The following is a 24809-nucleotide window of genomic DNA, read 5'->3' on the forward strand; positions in this document are numbered from 1 at the left end:
AGCTGCAGATGCTTTTGAAGTTCAGCCGGACCTCTGCTGCCTACTCACACATCCCCACCATCAGCCCAGCCTTCGCCCGTACCGGCCTGGAACACGCGGTCCTCGCCCTGCACATCGCCCGCCGGCAGGTGCGCCTGGCCGGCCAGTGCGGCGTAGATCGGGGTGAAGTCCGGCGATGTCGCCTGCATCAGCTGTTCGAAGCTGTCGATGACGAAGTAGGTCTTCTGGAAAGTGTCGATGCGGTAGCGCGTGCGCATGATCCGCTGCAGGTCGAAACCGATGCGGTTCGGTGCCGCCGACTCCAGCGAGTACAGCGATTCGCCCTTCGACGAGACGATGCCGGCACCGTAGATGCGCATGCCTTCGGGCGTGTCGATCAGGCCGAACTCCACCGTGTACCAGTACAGGCGGGTCAGGTTCTGCAGCGCCTCGGGGCCGATCGCGTGCGCTTTGACGCCACCACGGCCGTACGCCTCCATGTAGTTGGCGAACACCGGGTTCATCAGCAGCGGCACGTGGCCGAACAGGTCGTGGAACAGATCCGGTTCGGCGATGTAGTCGATCTGGTCGGGGCGGCGGATCCACCAGGTGACCGGGAAACGGCGGTTGGCCAGGTGATCGAAGAAATCCAGCTCCGGCAGCAGGCCTTCCACGCCCACCAGTGTCCAGCCGGTGGCCGCACCGAGCACTTCGTTGAGCTGGTCGAAGCGCGGGATCATGTGCGCGCTCATGCCCATTTCGTCCTGTGCATCCAGGAATTCCTGGCAGGCGCGGCCGACCAGCAGCTCGCGCTGGCGCTGGTACAGCGTGCTCCAGGTAGCGTGATCGTCGGCGGTATAGGTGTCCCACGGCTGCTCGACGAGCGCGGTGGTGTACACCGGCACGTAGCCCTTGTCGGTCTGCTGGTGTTCGACGCGGCGGGGCTGGGCGAGGTCCATGGAAGACTCCTTGACGGGATACCGTTGATGCTAGGGCAGGGGGCGCGCAACAGGGTTGCAAAAGTTGCGCGGATCAGCCGCCTTGGCGCAATATCATTGCGTACTCACCATGTTGCGGGGCAACAATGGCCGGAGAAGTCCAGTTCGATCGCACGGATATACGTCTGCTGGCCGAAATCCAGCGTGATGGTCGCGCCACCAACGCCGAGCTGGCGACACGGGTGAACCTGTCGCCGTCGGCCTGCCTGCGTCGCTTGCAGCGGCTGGAAAGCGAAGGGGTGATCGTCGGCTATGGCGCGCGCCTGGAGCCGCGCCGGCTCGGCTTGGGGCTGCAGGCCTTCGTGCGCGTGCAGCTGGAAAAGCATGACCAGGCCGCGATCGGGCACTTCGTCGACAGCGTGCAGGCCTGGGATGAAGTGGTGGCCTGCCACGCCCTGACCGGCGACATGGACTACCTGCTGCATGTCTATGTGCGCGATCTGGAGCACTTCTCGCGTTTCCTGCTGGACAGGCTGCTCAACGCCGGTGGCGTGGCCGACGCCAATTCCAGCTTCGTGCTGCGCACGGTGAAGGGTTTCCAGGCATTGCCGTTGTCGCAGCTTGAATGAGCGGGGCGCCGTGATGTTTGACGGCGCGCGTGCACTGGCCGAGCATCGTGCCCCGCGGCGGCCGTCAACATGCAGGCAGCGCAGTGATTCCTTCTGGCTCCGGCATGTCTGATACCCCATCCTCGACGTCTTCCCTGGTGTTCCTTCCGCTGCGCGAGCAGAGCCTGCTGCGGCACCTGACCGACGGCACGGCGCCGGACACCCCGCTGGAGCAGGCCGGCCTGCTGGTGGCCATGCTGTGTCGCCGGCAGAAGCAACCGGCCGCCCAGCTGCAGCGCGTGCTGCACGATGCCTGTGCGTTGTTCGCTGCGGATGATGGCCATGCTGCGCAGGCGCAGCTGGCGGCCGCTGCTGGACAGGACGCGCGTGCGCTGGAGGCCTGGCTGGGCGTGCTGGCCGCGCAGGACGTGCTGCTGGCACCGGACGAAGTGATGGAGGCGGTGCTGGCCGTGTCGCCGCACGCATATCCCGGCGCAGACTTCCAGGCGGCCTGCAGGATCACCCTGGAAGAGCACACCATCCATTTCCCGGCGACATCGCTCGCCGAAGGCGATGACGAAGACGCCGGCGATGACGAACAGACGACGCACGCGACGCAGCACAACGGCCTGTTCACCTCCGAACAGGCACGCGTGCTGCGCGCGATCGCGGCCAATCCCGATGAGCTGATCGACCTGCAGGCCTATGCCGGCACCGGCAAGGGCCATCTGGTGCTGGCACTGTTGCAGGCACGCCCGGGCCGCTACACCTACGTGGCGCCCACGCGTGGCCAGGTCGAGGCATTCCGCGCGCGGCTGCCGGCTGACGCCGGCACGCGCCTGCTGACCCAGATCGAGTTCGCCAACGCGATCGCCCGCCACGCTGCCGCCAACGGCCTGACCGGCGGCTTCGTACCGACCTACCGGCAGAGCACGCTGACCCTGCGCGAAGCGGCTGCCCGCCTCGGCTTGCCAGCCATCGGCACGCGCCGGCCGGACCAGGTGCTGATGATCGCCCTGGAAGCCATCAACCGCTGGTGCGCATCGTCAGCGCCGAACCTGCAGGCTTGGCATTTCCAGCGCTCGCTGGCCGCAGCGCAGCTGGAAGCCACGCCGTTCATCGCGGCGGCGGAGTTCGTCTGGCGCTGCATGTTCGATGCGGTCGTTCAGAAGGGCGGCTGCCTGCGGCTGGATGCCGGGCATATCGGCAAATGGCTGGCGCTGCGTGGCGTGCCGCTGCCGGTGTCGCTGGGCATGGTGCTGGTCGATGAGGCGCACGATCTCAGCCCGGCATGGAAACAGCTGCTGGCTACCCACGCGCCCGGCGTGGTCAGCCTGGGCGATCCGCATCAACGGCTGAGCGGACGCGTACAGCGCTGGTCATCGGCGAAAACGCTGGAGATGCACCAGTCGGTGCGCCAGGGGCGCCAGGTCGATGCGCTGGTCAACCAGTCGCTGGCGCTGGACGATCTCGGCGAGCCGGCACCGTTCATGGGGGCCAGCGACCGCGCCACCGGCCTGCGCCGCTATGACGACTGGTCGGTGGTACCCAGCACCGGCGCACGCGTGTACGGCAGCCTGTGGCGGATGCTGCTGGAAGCCAACGAGTTGGTCGCCCGCAGCGCACGCGTGCATCTGCATCCGGCGTCGCGGCAGGCGCTGTTGAAAGAGGTGGATGGCCCGATCGACGCATGGCGCAGCGCCGCCGCGGGCGGCCCCGGACAACGCTGGGAAAGCTTCGTGCAGGTCTGCGCCAAGCGTGGACAGGCGGACATTCCCGCGCTGTTTGCCGGTGGCTTCGATGCTGCAGCGTTGCAGCGCCTGCTCGGGCAACTGGTCGATGCGGACGGGGCCAGCATCGTGCTGTGCCTTGCCCAGCATGCCAAGAACCTGCAGTTCGCCACCGTGTCCATGGCGCCGTGCTGCTTCGACAGCGGTCATGATGCGCGGGCGCTGCACAGCCCGGTGCGCGCCGCCTATGTGGCGATCACCCGTGCCCAGCAGCAGCTGTGGCTGCCGGGGGACGCGATGGAGCAGCTGCAGCTGAGCGCACAGCGGCATGACCGGGCGGTGGATGAGCGGCGCCGGCAGCGACGCCTGGCCAGTGGTTACCCATCACCGCGGCGCTGAACGCGGCGGCCGTTCAAGCGCCGCGCGTCAGCACTTTTCCTTGCGGCCCATCAGCTTGCCCAGGCGCGAAGGCTCGTCGCACTTGGGCGCCGCCACCGGTGCCGGTGCCAACGCCGCGGCACGGGCCTTCTGCAGCTGCTGGATCTTGGCGCGGATCTGCGGCATCGCCGCCATCGCGGCCTTCTCGCCTTCCAGGATAGCCGTGCCACGCTGGCTGAAATCGGCCGCACCGATGTCCAGCACCTTCGGCCGGATCACGATGTCCGCGCGTGCCAGTTCCTGCTCGCCCAGGCGCTGGCCCATGATCGAGATCGACTGGTTGACGATGCCGAGCATGCCGGTCGGCGCCTTGCCGCTGGCCTTGCTGGAGATGTCCACGGCGATCACGAACTCGGCACCGAGCTGTCGTGCGGCATCCACCGGTACCGGGCTGACCACGCCGCCGTCGATGTAGTTGCGGCCACCGATCTTCACCGGCTCGAACACGCCGGGGATGCTGCTGGAAGCGCGTACCGCCTGGCCGACGTTGCCGCGCACGAAAATCGAACGCTCGCCGGTTTCCAGCTGGGTGGCGACGGCAGCGAATGGCTTCTTCAGGCGCTCGGCCGGGCGGTTGGCCACCTGTTCGTTGACGTAGTCCTGCAGCTTCTGGCCCTGCACCAGGCCACCGGAAAACAGGCGTACGTCGCGGATGCTGGCTTCATCCAGCGCCACCGCCTTGCTCTGCATCTGGAAGGCGTCCATGCCGCTGGCATACAGCGCGCCGACCACGCTGCCGGCACTGGTGCCGGACACCACCACCGGTTCGAAGCCGTTGGCCTCGAGCATCTTGATCACGCCGATATGCGCAAAGCCCTTGGCCGCGCCGCCGCCGAGCGCGATGCCGATCTTCACCGGCTTGGCCTGCGGCACCAGGGTGGGCTGTGCGGGCGGGGTGGGGCGGACCTCTTCACCACCGCAGCCGGCCAGCAGGCCGAACAGGGCGACGGACAGCAGCACACGGGGGCGGAACAGGCTCATCGGCAGTGCGCTCGCGGCGCCGGGTTCAGGAAAGGGCGCCAGCATACCGAAGGCGTGGCAGGCCGGGCAGGGTGGGGCGGCTCCCCATTCATGAAATCACCTGCCGCCTGGTAGTGCCGGCCGCTGGCCGGCAACCTGGGCATCCCAGCAGCTGCCGGCCAGCGGCCGGCGCTACCAGCCATCCAGCCGCCGGCCCACTCAGCCCAGCAGCGAACTCTCGCCGCGGCTCTTGCCGCCGCCCTGCGGCGCGGCCATCCACATGCGGCCGGCCAGACGCGAGAACGGCAGCGACTGCAGCCAGACCTTGCCCGGCCCGGTCAGGGTGGCCAGGAACACGCCCTCGCCACCGAACAGCACGCTTCGGATGCCTTTGACCCGGCGCACGTCCATGTCCACGCTCGGGTGGTAGGCGACGATGCAGCCGGTATCGACGTCCAGGCGCTCGCCGGCAGCCAGCTCACGCTCGACCACGCAGCCGCCGGCATGGATGAACACCCAGCCGTCGCCCTCCAGCTTCTGCATGATGAAGCCCTCGCCACCGAACAGGCCGGTCATGATCTTGCGCTGGAACTGCACGCCGATCTGCACGCCGCGCGCGCCGGCCAGGAAGCTGTCCTTCTGGCAGATCAGGCGCCCGCCGTGCTGGTCCAGCTTCATCGCCAGCACAGTACCGGGATAGGGCGCGGCGAAAGCGACCTTGCCGCGGCCCTGGCCGGTCTGCGTGTAGACGGTGGCAAACAGGCTCTCACCGGTCAGCACGCGCTTGCCGGCGGCCATCACCTTGTCCATGAAACCGCTGCCCTGGCCACCGCGTGCGCCGCCGCCGAAGACGGTATCCATCTGCACCGAAGCGTCCTTGAACATCAGCGCGCCGGCCTCGGCCACCGCACCTTCGCCGGGATCCAGCTCGATTTCCACGAACTGCATTTCATGGCCGACGATGCGGAAGTCGATGCGGTCGGCGCGGCCACCGGTTGACGCTGTTGCGACTGCCGGGGTGGCTGCGGGCATCGGCGGCGGAACTGCCGTGCCGGTGCCGGCCTGCTGCAGGGCGACGATTTCGGACACTGGTGTCCACCCTGTCATGCCCTGGCACCAGGCCAGCGCGCGTGGATTGGCCTGGGCGAAGCGGCGCGCAGCCTCCTCGTCGAACGGACCGACACGGTCGGCCTGGCCGGGAGCATGGAAGTACCACTGGGTCATCGCAGCAGGTCCGTTGCGGGGGAAAACCTCGAGTCTAGCGGCAGCTTCCGGCGGTGCGCGAGGCGGCCATGAACGATCGGCATTTGCGAGGGAGGTGCTGTATTGCAACAATTATCTGGTAGCGCCGTTTTACCACCCCTCCAAACACAGCCTACCGCCATGTCTCCGACCCGTACTTCCCGTGGCCGCTCTCCGGTCGCGCGCCCGCTCGTTGTCGCTCTTTCCGCCCTGCTGCCGCTGGTAGCAGCCGCCCAGGAAACCCCCGCCGCCAAGGATCCGGTCGCCCTCGATGCGCTGCAGGTGACTGCACAGCGTCGCGTCGAGAACGCCAAGGACGTGCCGGTTGCGATCAGCGCGATCCAGGGCGAAAAGCTCGACGTGCTCGGTTCGGCGGGCGATGACATCCGCTTCCTTGCTGCGCGCGTGCCGAGCCTCAACATCGAGTCTTCCTACGGCCGTGCCTTCCCGCGCTTCTACATCCGCGGCCTGGGCAACACCGATTTCGACCTCAACGCATCGCAGCCGGTCTCGCTGGTGTACGACGATGTGGTGCAGGAAAGCCCGCTGCTGAAGGGCTTCCCGCTGTTCGACCTGGCCGGTGTGGAAGTGCTGCGTGGTCCGCAGGGCACTCTGTTCGGGCGCAACACCCCGGCCGGCGTGGTCAAGTTCGATTCGGCGCGTCCGTCACAGGATGCCGATGGCTACGTTCGCGTGGGCTATGGCAGGTACAACAGCTGGAACGTGCAGGGCGCCTACGGCGGCCCGCTGACCGACCGCTGGTCCGCACGCGTGTCGGCCATCTACCAGCGTCGTGACGACTGGGTCGACAACACCCATGCCGGTGCGCCCAACAGCGGCTTCGAAGGCTATGACGAAGCCGCCGGCCGCGTGCAGTTCCTGTACGAAGGCGATGATTTCGAAGCGCTGTTCAACCTGCACAAGCGCAAGCTCAACGGCACCGCCCGCCTGTTCCGCGCCAACATCATCGAGAAGGGCGGCAACGCGCTGGTCGAGAACTTCGACCGCGACAAGGTCGCCAATGACGGCGTCAACTTCTCCGACCTGGAAACCTGGGGCGGCAGCGCGCGCCTGCAGTGGAACCTCGGTTCGGTGACCCTGCATTCGATCACCGGTTACGAGACCGCCGAATCGCTCAACCGCGGCGACATTGACGGCGGCTACGGCGCTGCGTTCCTGGGTGCAGGCAACTCCGGCCCGGGCCTGATCCCGTTCCCGTCCGAGTCGGCCGACGGCCTGCCGCACCACCGCCAGTGGACCCAGGAATTCCGCGTGGAATCCAACGAATGGGGCCGCTTCGACTGGCAGGCCGGCGTCTTCTATTTCGATGAAGACGTCACCATCAACAATTTCAACTACGACTCGCTGACCCCGGGCAACCCGCAGACCGGCCACGTGGTGCAGCAGCAGCGCAACAAGGCGTGGGCGGTGTTCGCCTCGGGTGACTTCGACGTCACCGACCGCTTCAAGCTGCGTGCCGGCGTGCGCTACACCCAGGACAAGAAGGACTTCAGCGCCAGCGTACTGCAGCAGACCCCGGGCGGTACGCCGGTCAGCGGCCCGTACCTGGCCAACACCGACGTCAACGACGTCAGCTGGGATGTCAGCGGCGTGTACAAGCTGACCGACAACGTCAACGCTTACGCCCGCGTGGCCAAGGGTTTCCGTGCGCCGTCGATCCAGGGCCGCCTGGCCTTCGCGCCGGGCCTGTCGCAGGCCGATTCGGAGAAGGTGATCTCCTACGAGGCCGGCATCAAGGCCGACCTGTTCGACCGTCGCGCACGCCTGGGCTTCAGCGTGTTCCGCTACGATGTGGACGGCCAGCAGCTGATCGCCGTCGGCGGCGGCAACAACACCGCCACCCTGCTCAACGCCGACAAGACCATCGGCCAGGGCGTGGAGCTGGACCTGGAGGCCTACCTGGCCGACAACGTCCTGCTGACCTTCGGCAGCAGCTACAACGACACCGAGATCAAGGACAAGAACCTGGCGGTGGCGATCTGTGGCGGCGGCTGCACCATCACCGACCCGACCACGGTCATCAATGGCGGCACCTACGCGCTGGTCAACGGTAATCCGCTGCCGCAGGCACCGAAGTGGATCCACAACGCCACCCTGCGCGTGGGCTTCCCGCTCAGTGATGGCAGCGAGCTGTATGCCTACACCGACTGGGCCTACCGCAGCGCGGTCAACTTCTTCATCTACGAGTCGCCGGAGTTCCGTGGCCGCAGCTCGCTGGAAGGTGGCCTGCGCCTGGGCTACAACTGGGATTACGGCCAGTACGACGTGGCCGTGTTCGGCCGCAACCTGACCAACCAGACCCGCGTGGTCGGCGCGATCGACTTCAACAACCTGACCGGCTTCCTCAACGAGCCGCGGACCTGGGGCGTGGAGTTCACCGCGAAGTTCTGATGCGGTTGCAGCAGTGATGCAATGAAGAAGGGCCGGCGCAATGCCGGCCCTTCTGTTTTCACCGCAAGCGGTAGTGCCGGCCGCTGGCCGGCAACGTTCAATCCGGTGCGCGCTTACAGCGCGCTCTGCGGGCGCACCTTCAGTACCGCGTTCTCGGTGGCGCAGTCGCGGCTGGAATGCAGGCCGGCCTTGCGCGCGGCAGCGATTTCCCTGCGCGCGGCAAGCAGATCGCTGTTGAACGCCGCGCTGTCATGCAGGCGGGCTACGGCGGCGGCGCCCATGAAACGGCCTTCGAGGATGTCGCTCTGCCAGTGCACGTTGCACACCAGGCGGCTCTCGCCGTAGTTGCGGCCGCGTGCCTGAATGGCATCGGCGCGGTCCGGTGCGATCTCCGACAGGATCAATGCCCATGCCCAGCCGATCGAGGTGTGGCCGGACGGATAGGAACCGTTGCTGCGCAGCCCCTCCTCATCCTTCGGCGAGCAGGTCGGCTCGCCGTTGACCATGAACGGACGCGGGCGCTTGTACGTGTTCTTGGCAGCCTTGGTAGCCGCACTGGCATCGATGCGGCTGCGCTCCAGCAGGCGGTACAGGGCCGGGGTCTTCACTGCATCGACGTCGATGTCGGCGGCGCAGGAAAAGTGGTTGGCGCCTTCCGGGAAGCCCAGTTCGGCATCGACACTTGCCTGGGCGAAACGCGGGCTGCCGCGCAGCGCACGTGCCTCGCGGCTGACCTGCTCATCCAGCGCGAAGGCGGCCGAGCCGGCGGCCGGTGGTGCCGGTACCAGATCGATGCTGGCCGGCACTGCGGTCTTGTCCAGGTAGCCCACGGCCTTGGTGGTGATGTTGGCTTCGACCGCGGTCGGCTTGCTGGCGGTGGCGGCACAACCGGCCAGCGACAGCGCGATGGCCAGGCCGAGCAACGGACGGGCAGGGGGGAGGATCGACGACATGGGCAGACTCGGGCTGGGAACTCGCCGGCCATGATCGCAGCCTCGATTGCCGGCCGCAGCGTCCATCGGTCATACGGCCAGACCCGGCATGGTCAGCCGCTGGGCGATGAAAACAGTCATCAAGTGTCGGCAATCTGCCGAATCCGGGCGCAGCGCACGGACTTTCACGCGCTGCCGCCATGAGCATCAGGTCACAGCCGGGCCGGGGGGATCCGCTGAAAGGGAGAGAAGCGATGCGCAGCACCGCAACAGGAAGTACCGTCCTGGCCCTGGTCCTGGGGCTGGCGACCGCCCCGGCGCAGGCTGCCGATGTCTACGGCGTGGCCTTCGTGCATGGCACCGGCGCGCAGACCAATGCCACGCAGGACTACTGGCAGCCGGCGATCATCGACACCGTCCGCCAAGGCCTGCCGAACAGCAGCAATTACGTGGTCATCAACTGCGACTTCACCCAGTACATGTGGAAGCCGGAAGCGGCCGGCTGCCTGGCCAACCAGCTCACCGGCTTCATCGACAGCCGTGGCATCACCCAGCTGGTGGTGGTCACCCACTCCAACGGCGGCAACGTGATGCGCTGGATCCTGTCCAACCCAACGTACGACAGCCGCTACCCGAAGATCATCAACCGGGTGCGCAAGGTCACTGCGCTGGCGCCCTCGTCGGCAGGTACGCCGCTGGCCGACGCCGTGCTCAACGGCAATACCTTCGAAACCTCGCTGGGTTGGCTGCTGGGCTACAAGAGCGATGCCGTGCGCATGCAGCAGGTGGGACACATGGCCACCTACAACGCGCAGAACCTGTACGGCACCGCCGGCCGCCCGGCCCTGCCCAAGCCGTTCCGCGCGGTGGTCGGCAGCGACGTCGAATCGGCGGTGTGGGACAGCAACAGCTACTGCGGTGGCTATGCCGCCAATGTCGGCCTGGAGTTCACCCAGAACTGGCTGTCGTCATGCTCGGACGGTTTCCTGGAATGCAGCAGCCAGAAGGCAGCCGGCACCCCGTGGTTCACCGACAAAGCGCGCACCCAGGGCGCCGAGCCGCTCAGCCACAACCAGAGCCGACGGGAGTGCTTCGGCCTCGGCACCATCCTGCGCAACGACCTGACCCAGTGAGGGAGATGACCATGACGATCCATTCCACCCTGCTGGCTGCCGCCGTGCTGGCGGTCCTTTCCACCGCATCGGCGCAGGCCGCGCAGCCGATGCGCGTGGCCGCTGGCGACCAGATTCCTGCCGGACTGGTTGCCGCGCCGCTGCCGGCCGATGAAAGCGAGCACGCGCCGCTGGCCTTCGCCTGGGCACTGGACCCGGCGCAATCACTGCAGGCCCCCGGTCCCCAGGCCGCCATCAGCCGCAGCTACTGGCAGCAGGTCGATGGTGCCGAGCTGCAGCGCGGCCTGGAACTGCCACTGAGCGCACCGGATGCGGTGATCCAGCTCAGCCCGGCGCCGGGCGCGCGGGCGCTGCCGGCCAGCTCGCTGCAGGTACGTGATCCGGCGGGGCGCAGCAGCGTTGCGCGCAGTGTCGATGCACGCCAGCTGCAGGATGCGGGCATGCCGGTCGGCGATGGCAGCAGCATGCTGCGCACCGGTACCACCAGCGCAGCTGGCGCCTACCGCCTGCAGAGTGCGCAGGCGCAGGGCCGCTATGTGGTGCAGGTGCTGGAGCCCAACAGCCCGCTGCGGCTGGAAGTGCAGGCCAGCCAGGCGCAGGTGCTGGCCGGTGGCAACGTGCAGCTGCAGGCGCGTCTGCTGGAAGACGGTGCCAGCGCGGCGTCGTTGCGCGCGCGGCGTGGCAGCCTCGGCGGTGAAGCGCTGCTGGTCGCACCCGATGGCCGCAGTTGGCCGCAGCGGCTGCTGCGTACCACCGATGGCAGCCTGCGTGCACAGGTAAGGATTCCGACCGAGGCCAGCAACGCACAGGGCCTGTGGGAACTGCAGGTGTTCGCCCAGGCCGATGGCGTGCTGCGCGATGGCAAGGTCGCCTTCGCGGTGGCCAGGCCGACCGCCCGCTTCGTTGGCCAGGCCATGCCTGATCCGGCCAGCCGCCAGGTAAGCCTGCCGCTGCAGGTGGCCGCCGCCGGCCGTTACGAGGCGCGCGGCACCCTGTATGCCACCGCGGCCAACGGCCAGTTGCAGCCGGTGGCGCAGGCCCATGCTGCAGCGTGGTTCGATGGCCCGGGTCGCGGTGTGCTGGTGCTGCCCTTCGACCAGGCCGCGTTGCCTGCCGGCTTCGGTGCGCCCTATGAACTGCGCGACCTGCAGCTGCAGGACCAGAGCCGGATGGCCCCGATCGAGTTGCGCGCGCTGGCGTTGCGGTTCTGAAGCAAGGCGTGGCGGGCCGGACGTCCGGCCCGCCACAGATGGGCTTTCACCCCGCGTACGCGGTCAGCCGCCCTTCCTGTTCCACCACCGTGATCGCGCCGCCGAACACGGCCGACAGCGGTTCGTCGCACAGCAGCTCGGCGCGCGCACCATCGGCCAGTACGCGACCGTCGCGCAGCAGCACCACCCGCTCGATCTCGGGAATCACTTCTTCGATGTGGTGGGTGACCAGCACCAGAGTGATGCCCTGCTGCGCAAGCACGCGCATTGTGGCGATCAACTGCTGGCGGGCCACCAGGTCCAGGCCGGTGGAGGGTTCATCCAGCAGCAGCGCCTGTGGCCGGTTGACCAGCGCGCGGGCGATCAGCACGCGGCGGGTCTCGCCGGCCGACAGTTCGGCGTAGGCACGCTCACGCAGGCCCGACGCACCGGTCATCGCCAGGGTCTCGCCCACCCGCACGCGCATGTCGGCGGTGACCTCGCGGAAGGCCGGCACCATGTAGCTGGCGAAGAACCCCGACAGCACCGCCTGCTCCACCGTCAGCCCCGGCATGTCGGCCAGGTTGCTGCTGAGGTCGCCGGTGACGATGCCCAGCTGCGAACGCAGCCGGTCGACCTGCCAGCGGTTCTGCCCCAGCACCTTCACCGCCACCGTGCCGTCGGCCTGCGCCAGCGGATACAGCTCGCGGGTGATCAGTTTGATGAAGGTGGACTTGCCACAGCCATTGGGGCCGAGCAGGGCGGTGTGCTGGCCCTGCGCGATGCGCAGGCTCAGCCCGTGCAGGACCTTCACCTGGCCGCGCATCACGCTGGCGCGGTCCAGTTCGATCAAGGGCGGCAGGTCCCCGGCGGATGGGGCAGGGTCTACGGCGCGGATGCGCGGATCAAGGCTCGACAACACGGGTCCCCAACTGTGAACGAAGCCACGGAATGGCGCTGCCAATCCAGCGGTGCAAGGTGCAGTTTGCAACGCAAGCGCCCATGATGTCTTCCATACCTGTGTCGCTCTGGAGAGCCGCCATGTCTGATGCCCTGATGTCCCTGCTGACCGGTGGCGTGCTGGGCCTGGGCTGGTGGCAGCTGGCCCTGGTGCTGCTGGTCTTCACCCAGCTCACGATCTTCTCGGTCACCCTCTACCTGCACCGCAGCCAGGCGCACCGCGGCGTGGACTTCCACCCGATGGTCGCGCACTTCTTCCGCTTCTGGACCTGGCTGACCACCTCGATGATCACCAAGGAGTGGGTGGCGATCCATCGCAAGCACCACGCCAAGGTGGAAACCGAGGACGACCCGCACAGCCCGGTCACCCGTGGCATCGGCCAGGTGTTCTGGCGCGGCGTGGAGCTGTACCGCGAAGCACGCGGCATGCGTGAAGACATCGAACAGTATGGTCGCGGCACGCCGGACGACGCGATCGAGCGCCGCCTGTACACCCCCTATGCCACCTTCGGCCCGGTGCTGCTGTTTGCGATCAACACGGTGCTGTTCGGCCTGCCGGGCATCGCCCTGTGGGCGATCCAGATGGCGTGGATTCCGTTCTGGGCCGCCGGCGTGGTCAATGGCCTGGGCCACTGGTGGGGCTACCGCAACTACGAATCGGCCGACACCTCCACCAACCTCACCCCATGGGCGTTCTGGATTGGTGGCGAAGAACTGCACAACAACCACCATGCGTTCCCCAGCTCGGCGCGCTTTGCGATGCGGCGCTGGGAGTTCGACATCGGCTGGAGCGCGATCCGCCTGTTGCAGGCAGTGCGCCTGGCCAAGGTACTGCGGGTGGCGCCGGCCATGGACGTACGCCCGAACATCGCCGTGCCCGACGCTGACACCCTGAAAGCCCTGTTGTCGCATCGCTTCCAGGCGATGACCGACTACCAGCGCAACGTGTTCATGCCGGCATTGCGCGAGGAAGCACGACACGCCGGTGCCAAGCTGCGCCGGTTGCTGCCGCGCAGGCTGCGTCGTGGCCTGGTCAACGACGGCCGCTGGTTGAAGCCGGACAGCCGCGCGCAGCTCAGCGAATGGGTCGCCCAGCGCCCGCGCATCCGTACCCTGGTGGAATATCGCGCGCGCCTGGCAACGCTGCTGGAAGCGCGTGGCCACGATGCCGCCGAGCGCCTGCGTCAACTGCAGGCCTGGTGCCGCGAGGCCGAGGAAAGCGGCATTGCCGCGCTGCAGGCCTATGCCGCGCGACTGAAGGGTTACACCCTGGTGGGCGGATGAGGGCTGCGCTGACGGTGTTGTTGCTGGTCGCCGTGTGGGCGCCTGCCGCGCAGGCCCAGGTCAGCGACACCGCCAGCTACCTGCAGCGCATGGACAGCGACGGCGATGGCAAGGTCAGTGAAGCCGAGTACCTGCAGTGGATGCTGTACGCCTTCGATCGCATGGATCGCAACGGCGATGGCGTGCTGACCGCCGATGAGCTGCCCGGCGGCAAGGGCAGGGCCATTACCCGCGAACAGCAGCGGCAGACCATCGTGCAGCGCTTCCACAAGCAGGACGCCAACGGTGATGGGTTCCTGGATGCGCGGGAACTGGCTGCACCGCCACGCTGAGCGGGCATAGAATCGTCCCATGCCCGAACTGCCCGAAGTAGAAACCACCCGCCGTGGCCTGGCGCCACACCTGCAGGGCCGCCGCGTGCATGGGGTGATCCTGCGCCGTGCCGACCTGCGTTGGCCGATTTCACTGGAAGTGGCCGAGCTGCTGCCCGGCCAGCGCATCGAAGACGTGCGCCGCCGCGCCAAGTACCTGCTGCTGGATACCGCCATCGGCAGCGCCGTGCTGCACCTGGGCATGTCCGGAAGCCTGCGCGTGCTGCCCGGCGACACCCCGCTGCGTGCCCACGACCATGTGGACATCAGCCTGGACAATGGCCGCCTGCTGCGCTTCAACGACCCGCGTCGCTTCGGCAGCCTGCTCTGGCAACCGGCCGGCGAGGTGCATCCGCTGCTGCAGGGGCTGGGCCCGGAACCGCTGGATGAAGCCTTCGACGGCGACTACCTGTTCGCCCGCAGCCGCGGCCGTAGCGCATCGGTGAAGACTTTCCTGATGGACCAGGCAGTGGTGGTCGGCGTGGGCAACATCTACGCGGCCGAGAGCCTGTTCAAGGCCGGCATCAGCCCGCTGCGCGAAGCTGGCAAGGTCACCCGCGAGCGCTACCGGCGGCTGGCCACGGCAGTGAAGGAAACGCTGGACTACGCGATCACCCGTGGTGGCACCACCCTGCGTGATTTCATCAGCCCCGACGGCGCCCCGGGCTACTTCGAGCAGGAGCTGCTGGTCTATGGCCGCGATGGCCTGCCGTGTCCCAGCTGCGGCCGCCCGCTCAAGCACGCGATGATCGGCCAGCGGGCCAGCGTGTGGTGCAGCCGCTGCCAGCGCTGAACGTCTTCATGTGCTGCACACGCGCAGCGCTATAGTCCAGCCAACATCCGCTGCGGGGGGCGTTGGCGATGGACGAAGGCCCGGATATCACCGTCTGGCTGGATGCTGCGCGCGGCGGCGACCGCGCCGCGCTCGACCGGGTGCTGACCACTCTGTACCAGGAACTGCACAGCATGGCCCGGCGGCAGCTGGCCGGGCAGCAGGGGCGCACCCTGGATGCGACTTCGCTGGTCCACGAGTCCTACCTGAAGCTGCTGGGCAGCCGCGGTGCGGCGCGCTTCGAGGACCGTGCGCACTTCTTCGCCTATGCAGCCTCGGCGATGCGCAGCGTGGTCGTCGATTACGCGCGCAACCGGCTGGCGCGCAAGCGCGGTGGCGACCTCAAGCGGGTGGCCGAGATTCCCGAGAACAGCAGCAGCGGCGTGCGCCTGGACGAGGATCTGCTGGCCCTCGATGTTGCGTTGGAGCGCCTGCAGGCCGTCGATGCGCACCTGGCCAAGGTCGTGGAGCTGCGCTATTTCGCCGGTTTGTCCGAGCTGGAGATCGCCGAACTGAGCCAGCGCTCGGAACGCAGCATCCGCCGTGACTGGCAGAAGGCGCGGCTGTTCCTGCTGGCCGCGATGCGCAGCGACTGAGTCGTCGCCGCCCCTTATCATGGATACCGCCCGCTGGCAGCAATTGTCGTCCTGGTTGGACCAGCTGCTGGAGCTGACCCCCGCCGCCCGCCAGCTGCGCCTGCAGCGCTTGAGCGCGCAGGACCCGACGCTGGGACGCGAGCTGGAACACCTGCTGCAGCAGGAGGCCGACAGCCACGAGTTCATGGCCCAGCCGCTGTGGACCGCCACACCGCCGGGCCGCGCCGGGAGCGAGGTCGGTCCCTATCGGCTGCTGCACCCACTCGGCGAAGGTGGCATGGGCGAGGTCTGGCTGGCCGAGCGCTGCGATGGCCTGTACCAGCGCCAGGTTGCATTGAAGCTGCTGCGCAGTGGCGTCGCCGATCCCGGCCTGCGCCAGCGTTTCGGCCGCGAGCGGCAGATCCTGGCCCGCCTGCAGCACCCGCATCTGGCGCAACTGCTGGACGCCGGGGTGGATCAGCACGGGCAGCCTTACCTGGCGCTGGACTACGTCGAAGGCGAGCCGATCAGCGACTACTGCCGGCGCCTGCAACCGCCGCTGGAAACCCGGCTGCAGCTGATGCTGCAGGTCTGCGCGGTGGTCAGCCATGCGCATGCCAACCTGGTGGTGCACCGCGACCTGAAGCCCTCCAACATCCTGGTACGCGCCGATGGCACGGTGAAACTGCTCGACTTCGGCATCGCCAAGCTGCTCGACCACGATGATCCGAACGCGGCCCATCCGGCCACCGAAATCCGCGCGTTCACCCTGCACTACGCCGCGCCGGAGCAGGTGCGTGGCGAGGCGGTGACGACCCTGACCGATGTCTATTCGCTGGGCGTGGTGCTGTTCGAGGTGGTCACCGGACACAAGCCCTATCGCCTGCGCCGGCACAGCGACGCGGAATGGGAGCGCTCGATCCTGGATGTGCAGGTGCCGCGTGCCTCGGCGCTGCTGCAACGGTTGGCCGCCGAGCCGGGAGCACCGAGACGGGCGCTGCAGCGGCAGGCGAAACGATTGCGTGGCGATCTGGACGTGCTGCTGGAGAAGGCCCTGCAGAAGGACCCGCAGCAGCGCTACGCCTCCGCCGAAGCACTGGCCGGTGACCTGCGCCGCTACCTGCAGGGGCAGCCGATCCAGGCGCGGCCGCCGGGCGTGGGCTACCGCATGCGCAAGTACATCGGTCGCCATCGCTGGGGCGTAGCGCTGGCCGGGCTGGCCGCGCTGGCCCTGCTGGGTACGACCTCCTTCGCCCTGTGGCAGTTGCGCCAGACGCGCGAGGAAATGGCACGTGCGCAGGCCATGCAGGATTTCACCGTTGGCCTGTTCGACAAGGCGGCCAGCCAGCGCCACGGCCATTTCGACGTGCCGCAGCTGCTGGCCACCGGGCAGCAACGGGGCGAAGCCGAACTGGCTGACCAGCCGCTGGCGCTGGCCGAGCTGCAAGGGGTGATCGGCCGCCTGCGCATCGGCCTGGGCGACTACCAGCTGGCGCTGCAGACCCTGGACCAGCAGCGCCGGCTGCTGCAGGAAGTGGGCGAGGTGCCGCCGGCGCTGCAGATCGAGGCGGTCACCCAGCGTGGGCGCGCGCTGCGCATGCTCGGCCGCGGGCGCGAGTGCTTGGCGCACTTGCTGCCGTTGCAACCGTTGGCGGCCAGCGAGGCGGCGGCCCTGCCGGCGGCCGTGGCCGAATTCCACAGCCAGCTCGGGCGGTGCCAGGCCCAGCTGGGTGATGCCGATGCGGCGCGCCGGTCGTTCCAGCAGGCGCTGGCGCTGCGCCACCAGGGGATAGCCGAGCGCTTTGGGCGTGCTGAATCCCTGGCCGATCTGGCCGCCCTGGACGCCACCGCCGGGCGCTTGCCGGCCGCGCTGGCCGGGTACCGGCAAGCGCTGGCCCTGCTCGGCCAGCGCGCCGACGCCAGCAGCCCGCAGGTGATCAGCCTGCACCGCCACCTGGGCGATGTGTTGGCCCGCCAGGGCGACACGAAGGCGGCAGCGGCTGAGCTGGAGCTGGCCTGGCAGGCAGCACAGGATGCATGGGGGCCGCGCCACCCGGAGGCGCTGGTGGTACGCCGCGCGCGCGCGCTGCTGGCCCTGCAGCGTGGCCAGCACGCGCTGGCCGGCCAGGAACTGAGGCAGGTGCAGGCACAGCTGCTCGGCGCCCTGGGCCCGGATCATCGTGAGATCGGCTACGGCGAGTTCGCCCTGGGGAAATGGGCCAGCGCCAGCGACGCCCCATCGGCAGCGGCGGCGCACTATGCCCGCGCGGTGGCGATCTGGCGCCAGCCCGACCACATCGCATTGCTGCCGCAGGCGCTGCTGGCACAGGGTCAGGCCCTGCAGGAGGCCGGCCAGACCGCACAGGCCCGCAGCGTGCTGGCCGAGGCACGACAGCTGCTGCTGGCCCAGCACGGGCCACAGGAGCCGGCCCTGCAGGAGCTCGATGCGCGCCTTGCGGCATTGGCGCAGGCTGAACAGCGCATCGATTCCACCGCTGCCCGTTAACGTTTGTCTGCCTATGATGGCCGACCTTCCCTTTGCTCCCGCGCCTGCATGCAACGACGCGACTTCATCCGCAATGCCTCCCTGGCCCTGGCCGCCTTCGGCCTGCCGTCACTGCCGGCCTGCGCGGCCAGCAAGAGTGGCCAGCTTGGGCTGCGCCGGCTTGGCCAGCCGCAGCCGTTCGATTTCGCCACCCTGAAGGGCCAGGCGCGCGCGCTGGCACAGGCGCCGTACCAGAGCCACAAGCGGGTGCTGCCGGGCAAGCTGGAGGCGCTGGACTGGGATCAGTACCAGTCGATCGGCTACCGCCAGGACCATGCCCTGTGGGCCGACCAGCCGGGAAAATTCCAGGCCAAGTTCTTCCATCTGGGCCTGTACTTCCATTCGCCCGTGCGCATGTTCGACGTGGTCGACGGCAAGGCGCAGGAGTTGGCCTATGACGGCGCCGCGTTCAACTACGGCAAGAGCGGGTTGAAGAACGGTGAGCTGCCGGCCGACCTCGGCTTTGCCGGGTTCCGACTGAACACGCGCAAGGACACCGACCGTGATTTCGCCGCGTTCCTGGGGGCCAGCTACTTCCGCGCAGTGGGCAAGGAAGGCCAGTACGGCCAGTCCGCGCGTGGCCTGGCCATCGACACCGGCATGGGCAAGCCCGAGGAATTCCCGGACTTCATCGCCTATTACCTGGAACAGCCTGCGGCCGACTCGGACACGATCATCGTCTACGCGCTGCTGGATTCGCCCAGCGTGGCCGGTGCCTACCGTTTCGCCGTCACCAACGGCGATGTGCTGCTGATGGACATCGACAGCGCGCTGTACCCGCGCAAGACCATCGAGCGGCTGGGCATCGCCCCCTGCACCAGCATGTACCAAGTGGGCGAGAACGACCGCCGCATGGGCTGGGACTGGCGCCCGGAGATCCACGATACCGACGGCCTGTCGCTGTGGACCGGCGCTGGCGAGTGGATCTGGCGGCCGCTGGTGAACCCGCGCAACCTGCGCTTCAACATGTTCGTCGACCGCAATCCGCGTGGCTTCGGCCTGCTGCAGCGTGACCGCAACTTCGACCATTACCAGGACGACGGCGTGTTCTACGAGAAGCGTCCATGCCTGTGGGTGGAGCCGAAGGGCGACTGGGGCGAGGGTTCGGTGCAACTGGTGGAAATTCCCACCGTCGATGAAACCTTCGACAACATCGTGGCCTTCTGGAACCCGAAGGAAAAGCCGCAGCCGGGCCAGGAACTGCTGGTCGGCTACCGGTTGTACTGGGGCGCGCAGCCGCCGGCGCGTACGCCGCTGGCCCACTGCGTGGCCAGCCGCACCGGTCTGGGCGGGGTAATCGGCAAGAAGCGCGAGTATTTCTCCTGGCGTTTCGCGGTGGACTTCGAAGGCGGCGAACTGGCCAGCCTGATCGACAAGGCCGACGTCGAAGCGGTTGTCGAGACCAGCCGTGGCCGGGTGGAGATCGTCTCGGCGCGGCCGTTGCGCGAGATCAAGGGCTACCGCGCGATGTTCGACTTGGTACCGCCGGAGGGCAGCACCGAGCAGATCGACATCCGTCTGTACCTGCGCAGTGGCGGCAAGACCCTCACTGAAACCTGGCTGTACCAGTACAGCCCGCCGCCGGCCGGTGCGCCGGAGCGCACGCTGTACTGAAGCAGAGCGGTGCCGGCCAAGCGCCGGCACCCTTGATTCATGGCTTGGCGTCGGTAGCGTGCGATTGCGTAGGCACGCCCACCTCCACCGTGCCACGGCGGATCTTCATCCAGGTCTCGTCCTGCCAGCGCTCGTACTGCTTCGGATCCCAGTACCTGGGGTCATACAGGCGGTCGGCCTTGATCGTGCGGGATATGCCGCCGTCCATGTACACGATGTCGACATTGTTGGACATCGAGCCTACGCGGCTGCCGGTCATCTCGCGTCGTCCCTTCCTCAGCACTTCGGCCATGCGCGGGCGGGCGACCTCGTCGCCATACTCGGCGCGCAATGCGCTTGCCTGCGCGCGCGCGGCGTCATGCTGTTCCAGCGGCAGGGTCGCCCAGTACTCGTTGCGCAGGTCCACGAACAGCGGGTAGCCACGTTCGGCGGCGACGTCCATCCACGCATAGGCCATGACCGGATTGCGCGGCTGTTCGACGCCATACCAGTACATCTCGCCCAGGTAGCCCTGCGCGGGCTTGTCGGCATAGCGTGCGGCCAGCCGGAAGTTGTCCATCGCGCCGTTGACGTCGTTGCGGCGCAGGGCGTTGACGCCCCACTGCCGATACATCATGTCCGGATGGCTGTCCATGAAACCAGCACCGATCACGGCCGCGTCCTCTTCGCCGGACGGGCGCTCGGCCGCAGTGGCGAACAGGGGCAGGAACAACAGAGGAAGCAACAGCAGGGCGGGGCGCATGACGGACATCCAGTTCGGCAGCAGGTAGTGCCGCAGCCTAGGCCCGACCACGCGGCCTTGTAAACCGCAGGACGCCATGGCCCGTGAAGGACCATGCGCTACAACGGCAGCGGTGCCTGCGCCGGATCAATGCGGCCCTCGCCCCGGGTGATCTTCTTGAACTCGGCGCGGCTGACCGACACGTAGCGCTCGTTGCCGCCGATCTCCACCTGCGGGCCGTCCTGCACCGCATGGCCATGCTCGTCCACGCGCACGGTCATGGTCGCCTTCTTGCCGCTGTGGCAGATCGTCTTGATCTCGTGCATCTCGTCGGCCCAGGCCAGCAGGTACTGGCTGCCTTCGAACAACTCGCCGCGGAAATCGGTGCGCAGGCCATAGCACAGCACCGGGATGCGCAGCTGGTCGACCACTTCGCTGAGCTGCCAGACCTGGCTGCGGCTGAGGAACTGCGCCTCGTCCACCAGCACACAACCCATCGGCCCGTTGGCCTGCAGATCCTGCGCGACCCACTGCTGCAGGTCGGTATCGCGTTCGAAGGCCATGCCGTCGGCGCGCAGGCCGATCCGCGAGGCGACCACGCCCGCGCCGGCACGGTCGTCCAGGCGCGGGGTCAGGATCGCCACGCGCATGCCGCGCTCGCGGTAGTTGTGTGCGCTCTGCAGCAGAGTGGTGGTCTTGCCGGCGTTCATCGCCGAATAGTAGAAATAGAGCTTGGCCATCGGCCGATTGTACGACGCCACCCGGCACCGGCCGAAGCCGTTCAGCAAGCCCACCGGCCGGCGGCTGTGGCCGCCATCAACGCCCGCTACAATCCCCACCCAATGCACGGTCTCAATCCCCCCCAAGCTGCCGCCGTCCTCCACATCGAAGGACCGCTGCTGGTGCTCGCCGGCGCCGGCAGTGGCAAGACGCGCGTGATCGTGGAAAAGATCGCCCATCTGATCGGCTGTGGCCGCTACCCGGCCAAGCGCATCGCCGCGATCACCTTCACCAACAAGTCGGCCAAGGAAATGCGCGAGCGCGTGGCCAAGCGACTGCGCGAGCAGGATGCCGACGAAGTGACCATCTGCACCTTCCATGCCCTGGGCCTGAAGTTCCTGCAGATCGAGCATGCCGCGGTCGGGCTCAAGCGCGGTTTCTCGATCTTCGATGCCGATGACGCGGCCGCACAGATCAAGGACCTGATGTACGGCGCCAAGCCCGACGACATCGAGGACATGAAGAACCTGGTGTCGCGCGCCAAGAACGCCGGCCTGTCGCCGGAGCAGGCAATGGCCGCTGCGCGCAGCAACCGCGAAAAGGAAGCGGCCGGCATCTACGAGCGCTACCAGTTGCGCCTGAGCGCGTTCAACGCAGTGGACTTCGACGACCTGATCCGGTTGCCGGTGCAGATTCTGGAAGAGAACCCGGAAATCGCGCTGGCCTGGCGTGAGCGCATCGGCTACCTGCTCGTCGACGAATGCCAGGACACCAACGATGCGCAGTACCGCCTGCTCAAGCAGCTGGCCGGTGACAAGGGCAACTTCACCTGCGTCGGCGATGACGACCAGTCGATCTACGCCTGGCGCGGCGCCAACCCGGAAAACCTGCAGCAGATGGGACGCGATTACCCGGCGCTGGAAATCATCAAGCTGGAGCAGAACTACCGTTGTTCCAACCGCGTGCTGCGCGCGGCCAACGCGCTGATCGCCAACAACCCGCACGAACACCTGAAGAAGTTGTGGAGCGACCAGGCCGATGGTGAGCGCATCCGTGTGTGGGAGTGCCGCAACAGCGAACACGAGGCCGAGAAGGTCGCCGCCGAGATCGCGTTCGTGGCGCAGACGCGCAACGTACCGTGGAGCGATTTCTGCATCCTGTTCCGAGGCAACTTCCAGTCGCGTCCGCTGGAAAAGGCGATGCAGCTGCTGCGTATCCCCTACCACCTGACCGGTGGCACGATGTTCCTGGAGCGCCAGGAAGTGAAGGACACGCTGGCCTGGCTGCGGCTGCTGGTGAATCCGGACGACGACACCGCGTTCCTGCGTGCGGTGCAGTCGCCCAAGCGCGAGGTCGGTGCCGGCACCCTGGCCAAGTTGGCCGAGCTGGCCTCGGAAAAAGACATGCCGATGGCACAGGCCGCCGAGGCGATCGGCGCGCTGCAGCAGCTGCCACCGCGCGCGGCCAACAGCCTGGCGCGCTTCACCGACATCCTGCGTGACCTGCGTGCGCAGACGCGACAGATCAGCTCCGGCGACATGATCCGCAAGGTCGCCAAGGAGTCAGGCCTGCTCAGCGAGCTGCGGCAGCAGGCCAAGGAAGAAGCCAGCTACCAGCGTCGTGCCAACAACATCGAAGAGCTGGCGCAGTGGTTCGAGGGTGGCCCGCGTGGTGCCACCGCTGCCGACTTGGCGGGCCAGTTGGCGCTGTTGTCGCGCAGCGACAAGGACGAGGGCGGCAACCAGGTGCGGATGATGACCATGCACGCCTCCAAGGGCCTGGAATTCCCCTACGTGTTCATCGTTGGCTGCGAGGATGGCGTGCTGCCGCACCAGGTCAGTCTGGACGAGGGCAACCTGCAGGAAGAGCGGCGCCTGCTGTACGTGGGCATCACCCGCGCCAAGATCCAGCTGTGGATGAGCTACAGCAAGCTGACCCGCAAGTTCGGCGAGCACGTGCGGCTGAAGCCGAGCCGCTTCTTCGAGGAGATCCCGGCCGAGGAGATCCAGCGCGATGGCGCGGATCCGGTGGCGGATGCGGCGCGCAAGAAGGAGCGGGCGACGGCGGGGTTGGCGGCGATCGAGGCGTTGTTCGATTGACCGGCGAACGGCGCAGCCCTTCGTGGTTGGCGCCGTTCGCAGTGCATTTGTGCTTGGCCGGGTAGATGGGCTGCGCAGGGGACGCTGCAAGTACGTCCCTGTAAGCTCGGTCGCCGCATCCATGCGGCTCACGCCCCTGCGCAACCCATCTACCCGGCCTTGGACAGGTTCCGTGCGCGCCAGCCACGGAAAAGAAAAAGAAGATCAAAGGCAACGGCAACAGCCGGGCGTTGAGGCACAATCGGGGTTTCTGCTGGAGGTCTGCGCGTGCATCCCATTGAAAGCGAACGCCTGCGGCTGCGGGCCATTGAACCGGACCGTGATGCGGTGCCGATGCTGGCGCTGCTCAACGATCCGGGCTTCGTGCGTTTCATTGGTGACCGCAACGTGCGCGACGAAGCGCAGGCGCGCGAGTACATCGCCCTGCGTGTGCTGCACAGCTATGCGTTGAATGGCTTCGGCATGTATGCGATCGAGCGGCTGTCCGATGGTGCGTGGCTGGGCAACGCCGGGCTGGTGCGCCGTGAGGGGTTGCCGGCGCCGGATATCGGCTACGCGGTGCTGTCCGAGTACGCTGGGCAGGGCTATGCCAGCGAGGCGGCGCGGGCGGTGTTCAATCACGCACGCACGGTGCTGGGCCTGCAGGATCTGTATGGGATCACCGATCTGGACAACGACGTCTCGGCGAAGGTGCTGCTGGGTCTGGGCATGCACGAGCGCGGGGTCATCCAGCTGCCAGGTATCGACAGCCCCAGCCGCCTATACGCCACGCTCGGCGCGGCCGAGGTTTGATCGCGGTGGGTGCCGACCGTTGGTCGGCACCCACCGCCTCAGCCGCCGCGCAGTTCCGCCAGCTGCGCCTGCAGCTCGGCCACGGCCGCTTCCAGCTGGGCCACGCGTTCGGCCAGGCCGGGATCGGCCGACTCGGCACCGCCGCCGCTGCTGGCGTACTTCGCCGCCAACGCCGCGCCGTCCACTTCACCGCACAGCAGGTGCATGTAGCGGTCTTCGCGCTGGCCGCTGGCGCGCGGCAGCACCACCAGCAGGGCACGTTGCTGCAGGCGCTCGATGGCGTGGCGGGCTTCGTCGGCATCGGCGAAGCGGTGCAGGCGCTCGGCACGGGTGACCAGTTCGCCAAGCGTCTGCGGCCCGCGCAGCAGCAGCAGGGCCAGCAGCACGGTCTGCTGCCGGGTCAGGTCCAGCGCGCTCTGCAGGCGGTGCTCGTAGCGGTCGGCGCGCGAGGAGAAGTGCTGGCGGGCCAGGCCCAGGGTCTCCAGCTGGCGCAATGCGTGTTCCACGCTGCCGGCGCTTACGTTCATCACCGGTTCGCGGGCGGTCTTCTGGTTGGCGGCCGATTGCGCGGCGTTGACCGTCAGCGGGTAGGTGTCCGGGGTGGTGGCTTCCTTCTCCACCAGGCAGCCCAGCAGGCGCGCCTGTACGGCATCCAGCAGCGGAACGTCGGGGGTCTGGGCAGGGTCGGTCATGGCGGCTTCCGGAAGACAACGTGTCAACCGCCAAGCATAGCC

Annotated in this window: 21 protein-coding genes; 13 read left to right on the forward strand and 8 right to left on the reverse strand. The window is 67.8% G+C overall.

Annotation, left to right across the window (positions count from 1 at the left end; all coding sequences use genetic code 11):
- Positions 1–44 precede the first annotated feature (44 nt).
- Complete coding sequence (gene phhA / locus ACEF39_RS00225; RefSeq protein WP_500286533.1) at positions 45–938, reverse strand: phenylalanine 4-monooxygenase; 894 nt, start codon at positions 936–938, stop codon at positions 45–47.
- Positions 939–1063: 125 nt separating this feature from the next.
- On the opposite strand from phhA, the gene ACEF39_RS00230 reads away from it, so the two are divergent.
- Together ACEF39_RS00230 and ACEF39_RS00235 are read left to right on the forward strand one after the other, a co-directional pair.
- Positions 1064–1546: an Lrp/AsnC family transcriptional regulator gene (locus tag ACEF39_RS00230; RefSeq protein WP_025875473.1), complete on the forward strand. Its 483-nt coding sequence runs from the start codon at positions 1064–1066 to the stop codon at positions 1544–1546.
- Positions 1547–1650: 104 nt separating this feature from the next.
- Positions 1651–3654 carry a hypothetical protein gene (locus tag ACEF39_RS00235; RefSeq protein WP_500286534.1) on the forward strand — a complete coding sequence of 668 codons (2004 nt, stop codon included), beginning with the start codon at positions 1651–1653 and terminating at the stop codon, positions 3652–3654.
- A 27-nt stretch (positions 3655–3681) separates the two neighbouring features.
- On the opposite strand, the gene ACEF39_RS00240 is transcribed toward ACEF39_RS00235, so the two are convergent.
- Together ACEF39_RS00240 and ACEF39_RS00245 are read right to left on the reverse strand one after the other, a co-directional pair.
- The gene (locus ACEF39_RS00240) at positions 3682–4674 is read right to left on the reverse strand and encodes a patatin-like phospholipase family protein (protein ID WP_500286535.1); all 993 of its coding nucleotides are present in this window, start codon (positions 4672–4674) and stop codon (positions 3682–3684) included.
- A gap of 198 nt (positions 4675–4872) precedes the next feature.
- A complete protein-coding gene (locus ACEF39_RS00245) occupies positions 4873–5877 on the reverse strand; it encodes a TIGR00266 family protein (RefSeq protein WP_500286536.1) in 1005 nt (334 codons plus the stop codon).
- A gap of 159 nt (positions 5878–6036) precedes the next feature.
- Here ACEF39_RS00245 and ACEF39_RS00250 point away from each other — a divergent pair, with 159 nt between their 5' ends.
- Positions 6037–8307 carry a TonB-dependent receptor gene (locus ACEF39_RS00250; protein ID WP_500286537.1) on the forward strand — a complete coding sequence of 757 codons (2271 nt, stop codon included), beginning with the start codon at positions 6037–6039 and terminating at the stop codon, positions 8305–8307.
- A 113-nt stretch (positions 8308–8420) separates the two neighbouring features.
- Here ACEF39_RS00250 and ACEF39_RS00255 read toward each other — a convergent pair whose 3' ends face one another.
- The gene (locus tag ACEF39_RS00255; RefSeq protein ID WP_500286538.1) at positions 8421–9260 is read right to left on the reverse strand and encodes an acid phosphatase; all 840 of its coding nucleotides are present in this window, start codon (positions 9258–9260) and stop codon (positions 8421–8423) included.
- A gap of 233 nt (positions 9261–9493) precedes the next feature.
- Here ACEF39_RS00255 and ACEF39_RS00260 point away from each other — a divergent pair, with 233 nt between their 5' ends.
- Together ACEF39_RS00260 and ACEF39_RS00265 are read left to right on the forward strand one after the other, a co-directional pair.
- Positions 9494–10372 (forward strand): hypothetical protein, encoded by an 879-nt coding sequence (locus tag ACEF39_RS00260; RefSeq protein ID WP_500286539.1) that lies wholly within the window; start codon positions 9494–9496, stop codon positions 10370–10372.
- Positions 10373–10383: 11 nt separating this feature from the next.
- The gene (locus ACEF39_RS00265; RefSeq protein WP_500286540.1) at positions 10384–11583 is read left to right on the forward strand and encodes a DUF4785 domain-containing protein; all 1200 of its coding nucleotides are present in this window, start codon (positions 10384–10386) and stop codon (positions 11581–11583) included.
- A 46-nt stretch (positions 11584–11629) separates the two neighbouring features.
- Here the strand turns inward: ACEF39_RS00265 and ACEF39_RS00270 are convergent, their stop codons facing one another.
- Positions 11630–12388 (reverse strand): ABC transporter ATP-binding protein, encoded by a 759-nt coding sequence (locus ACEF39_RS00270; RefSeq protein WP_500288065.1) that lies wholly within the window; start codon positions 12386–12388, stop codon positions 11630–11632.
- A 215-nt stretch (positions 12389–12603) separates the two neighbouring features.
- Between ACEF39_RS00270 and ACEF39_RS00275 the strand changes: the two genes are divergently transcribed.
- The 6 genes from ACEF39_RS00275 (at position 12604) to ACEF39_RS00300 (ending at position 19743) form a co-directional block, all read left to right on the forward strand.
- Positions 12604–13806: a DesA family fatty acid desaturase gene (locus ACEF39_RS00275; RefSeq protein ID WP_500286541.1), complete on the forward strand. Its 1203-nt coding sequence runs from the start codon at positions 12604–12606 to the stop codon at positions 13804–13806.
- Positions 13803–14138 carry an EF-hand domain-containing protein gene (locus ACEF39_RS00280; protein WP_500286542.1) on the forward strand — a complete coding sequence of 112 codons (336 nt, stop codon included), beginning with the start codon at positions 13803–13805 and terminating at the stop codon, positions 14136–14138. The genes ACEF39_RS00275 and ACEF39_RS00280 overlap by 4 nt, the downstream gene beginning before the upstream one ends.
- 19 nt (positions 14139–14157) lie before the next feature.
- Positions 14158–14970: a bifunctional DNA-formamidopyrimidine glycosylase/DNA-(apurinic or apyrimidinic site) lyase gene (mutM, locus tag ACEF39_RS00285; protein WP_500286543.1), complete on the forward strand. Its 813-nt coding sequence runs from the start codon at positions 14158–14160 to the stop codon at positions 14968–14970.
- Between the two features lie 68 nt (positions 14971–15038).
- Complete coding sequence (locus tag ACEF39_RS00290) at positions 15039–15605, forward strand: ECF-type sigma factor (RefSeq protein WP_025875449.1); 567 nt, start codon at positions 15039–15041, stop codon at positions 15603–15605.
- 19 nt (positions 15606–15624) lie between these two features.
- Positions 15625–18090, forward strand: coding sequence for a serine/threonine-protein kinase (locus ACEF39_RS00295; RefSeq protein ID WP_500286544.1), 2466 nt, complete (start codon positions 15625–15627; stop codon positions 18088–18090).
- A 48-nt stretch (positions 18091–18138) separates the two neighbouring features.
- On the forward strand, positions 18139–19743 hold the full coding sequence (locus ACEF39_RS00300) for an OpgD/OpgG family glucan biosynthesis protein (RefSeq protein WP_500286545.1): 1605 nt from the start codon (positions 18139–18141) through the stop codon (positions 19741–19743).
- A gap of 37 nt (positions 19744–19780) precedes the next feature.
- Here the strand turns inward: ACEF39_RS00300 and ACEF39_RS00305 are convergent, their stop codons facing one another.
- Together ACEF39_RS00305 and ACEF39_RS00310 are read right to left on the reverse strand one after the other, a co-directional pair.
- A complete protein-coding gene (locus tag ACEF39_RS00305; protein WP_500286546.1) occupies positions 19781–20485 on the reverse strand; it encodes a sel1 repeat family protein in 705 nt (234 codons plus the stop codon).
- 98 nt (positions 20486–20583) lie between these two features.
- Entirely contained in the window at positions 20584–21204 is a 621-nt protein-coding gene (locus ACEF39_RS00310; protein WP_500286547.1) for a thymidine kinase, read from the reverse strand.
- A gap of 102 nt (positions 21205–21306) precedes the next feature.
- Between ACEF39_RS00310 and ACEF39_RS00315 the strand changes: the two genes are divergently transcribed.
- Both ACEF39_RS00315 and ACEF39_RS00320 read left to right on the forward strand, forming a co-directional pair.
- Positions 21307–23283, forward strand: coding sequence for a UvrD-helicase domain-containing protein (locus tag ACEF39_RS00315; RefSeq protein ID WP_025875440.1), 1977 nt, complete (start codon positions 21307–21309; stop codon positions 23281–23283).
- Positions 23284–23550: 267 nt separating this feature from the next.
- On the forward strand, positions 23551–24075 hold the full coding sequence (locus ACEF39_RS00320) for a GNAT family N-acetyltransferase (RefSeq protein WP_500286548.1): 525 nt from the start codon (positions 23551–23553) through the stop codon (positions 24073–24075).
- A 38-nt stretch (positions 24076–24113) separates the two neighbouring features.
- Here the strand turns inward: ACEF39_RS00320 and ACEF39_RS00325 are convergent, their stop codons facing one another.
- Positions 24114–24767 carry a YceH family protein gene (locus ACEF39_RS00325; RefSeq protein ID WP_100554314.1) on the reverse strand — a complete coding sequence of 218 codons (654 nt, stop codon included), beginning with the start codon at positions 24765–24767 and terminating at the stop codon, positions 24114–24116.
- Positions 24768–24809 lie beyond the last annotated feature (42 nt).

The sequence above is a fragment of the Stenotrophomonas indicatrix genome (assembly GCA_041545745.1).
GTDB classification, from domain to species: Bacteria; Pseudomonadota; Gammaproteobacteria; order Xanthomonadales; family Xanthomonadaceae; genus Stenotrophomonas; species Stenotrophomonas indicatrix_A.